Below are 1,278 nucleotides of genomic sequence, written 5' to 3'. Positions count from 1 at the left end.
TGAACCGTACCGGGTTTGTCGGAGAGTCAATATTCTGAGAGACTATCCCGATGACAAAATTAAAATATACCCCTGAAATCAGAGAAAGAGCGGTTCAATTATTGATTGAATCCGAAAAAGATTATCCTTCTACTTGGGCTGCAATCACAGCAATTGCGCCTAAGATTGGTTGTACTCCTGAAACACTTCGTGCCTGGCATCAAAAGCATTTAGATCAGCAAAATCCTATTAAAGTACAACAGATATCTGATCAAGAAAAAATGAAGCAAATGGAACGTGAAATTAAAGAATTAAAGCGTGCCAATGAAATTCTACGTAAAGCAGCCGCTTTTTTCGCCCAGGCGGAGCTCGACCGCCCACACAAATAATGGTGGATTTCATCCATAACAATAAAGACTTATATGGTGTTGATGCGATTTGTAGGATTTTACCGATCGCAGCTTCAACCTATTACCGGACTCTAGATCTCTGCGAAAATCCAGAACATCGAGCAAAGCGAGATTTACATGACTTGCATCATGCTGAGGAGATTAAACGAATTTGGAAGGAAAGTTCAGGTCGGTATGGTGTACGTAAAGTCTGGCAAAAACTGAAACGTGAAGGCTATATTATTGCACGCTGTACTGTTGCTCGATTAATGAAAAATCTAGGTATACAAGGTGTTTGGCGAGGTAAGAACAAACAAACCACCCGTAGCCGAGATGACCAAAAACGAGCACCTGACTTGGTGAAACGGAATTTTAGAGCTGATCGGCCTAATCACTTGTGGGTTGCTGACTTTACCTATATTCAAACAAATTCAGGCTGGGTCTATACCGCCTTTATCATTGATGTGTTCTCACGAGCAATTGTTGGATGGAAAGTATCTACACGGATGAATACAGATATGGTACTCGATGCACTTGAGCAAGCATTGCACGATCGAGGCATGCCAAAGAATGTGATTCATCATTCCGATAGAGGTGTTCAATATCTTTCTATTCGCTATACCAATCGTTTAGAAGCTGCAAATTTACGAGCATCAGTCGGTACGACTGGTGATTCATACGATAATGCACTGGCTGAAACGGTGAATGGCTTATACAAAACAGAGGTGATTGAATATTTAAAAGCAGATTGGCAAGGTTTAGCAGATGTACAACTTGCGACACTAAACTGGGTAGATTGGTTCAATAAAAAGCGTGTACACAGTGCACTGGGTTATGTATCGCCTTTTGAGTTTGAAGCAATGTACTATGATAAGATTAACCCGTTAGGTCAGGTGGCCTAACTTAAATA

Annotated in this window: 1 protein-coding gene and 1 other annotated feature; the gene reads left to right on the top strand. The window is 40.9% G+C overall.

The features are described 5' to 3' along the window. Positions 1–50: 50 nt before the first annotated feature. Positions 51–1,270, top strand: a protein-coding gene (locus ACG916_RS21450; protein WP_419329340.1) for an IS3 family transposase whose coding sequence is annotated in 2 segments (ribosomal slippage) — positions 51–327 and positions 327–1,270 — 1,221 coding nt in all. Because the reading frame shifts where the segments join, the coding sequence is not laid out codon by codon here. Then, positions 326–442 (top strand) — a sequence feature (AL1L pseudoknot). Its footprint overlaps the gene before it by 117 nt. Positions 1,271–1,278: the final 8 nt, after the last annotated feature.

This window comes from Acinetobacter legionensis, from assembly GCF_048552295.1.
Taxonomy (GTDB): Bacteria; Pseudomonadota; Gammaproteobacteria; order Pseudomonadales; family Moraxellaceae; genus Acinetobacter.
This window is presented reverse-complemented; position numbering and strand designations above follow the sequence as displayed.